Consider the following 1,030-nt stretch of genomic DNA (forward strand, 5'->3'; position numbering starts at 1 on the left):
ACAACAGCGTATCTATCGTTTCGACCGGCGAGCCGTGGAGAATCCCAGCGGTTGGATCGTGGAGACGTTGCAGGTTGTGTTTCAAGCCTTCTTTGCCCATGACAACCTGGAGTCAGTATTGATTGATGTGGTCAATCGCGGCGGTGATGCCGATACCACCGGCGCCATTGCCGGTATGTTGGCCGGTGCCTGTTACGGGGTGGAGGCGATCCCCCGGCGTTGGCTCAAGGCGTTGGATCGGCAGGTACGGTTGGCCTGTGAGCAGCAGGCGCTGGCGCTGCTGAATTTGGCCAGGGCACGTCCATCCACCCGGTGATTCGTAGGGGCAGGCCCCTGTGCCTGCCCGGGTAGGGTGAGGGATCTGTGGCCGCCCGGTATGCATTTCCACGCGGAGCGTGGGAACGAGGAGGGGCTTGCCTGCGCGTGGGTACGAGAGACGTCCATCCACCCGGTGATCCGTAGGGGCAGGCCCCCGTGCCTGCCCGATCAGGGTGAGGGAGGTGTCGCCGCCCGGTATGCATTCCCACGCGGAGCGTGGGAACGAGGAGGGGCTTGCTTGCGTGTGGGTACGAGGGATTCATCTGCCCGGTGATTCGTAGGGGCAGGCCCCTGTGCCTGCCCGGGTAGGGTGAGGGATCTGTTGCCGCCCGGTATGCATTCCCACGCGGAGCGTGGGAATGAGGGGGGCTTACCTGCGCGTGGGTACGAGGGGGTGTGTAGGTTTCGGTAATGGGAACGAGGATGCTTACATGTCTACGGGATGTGTGATTTCAGGTGCGCCGCCAGGGCGCTGTCCATGGTACGGGCGTGCAGGTCGAACCAACCGGGCAGATGGTGTTGTACGTAGTCCCGGCCCATGGCGATGGAGCCGCTTGCCACCTTGTTACCAAACCGGTCCAGTTCTCCCAGCACCCGTTGATGCTCGTCGGTGTGTTCGCGGATGGCGGGAAAGTTAGATTGCTGCATCAGGGCCGCTTCCGATTCGAAATGGGTGTGGGTGTGTTGCACCAGCTTTGCGAACAGCGCGATA

At 62.5% G+C, this 1,030-nt stretch carries 2 protein-coding genes; one reads left to right on the forward strand and one right to left on the reverse strand.

Annotated elements, in window-relative coordinates; genetic code table 11:
• On the forward strand, nt 1–316 hold a 316-nt coding region (locus tag ACQY5R_RS18160), incomplete at its 5' end, for an ADP-ribosylglycohydrolase family protein (protein ID WP_428610701.1).
• 437 nt (nt 317–753) lie between these two features.
• Here ACQY5R_RS18160 and ACQY5R_RS18165 read toward each other — a convergent pair.
• On the reverse strand, nt 754–1,030 hold a 277-nt coding region (locus tag ACQY5R_RS18165), incomplete at its 5' end, for a bacteriohemerythrin (protein WP_428610702.1).

Source organism: Sedimenticola sp. (assembly GCF_050289425.1).
GTDB lineage: Bacteria > Pseudomonadota > Gammaproteobacteria > Chromatiales > Chromatiaceae > Sedimenticola.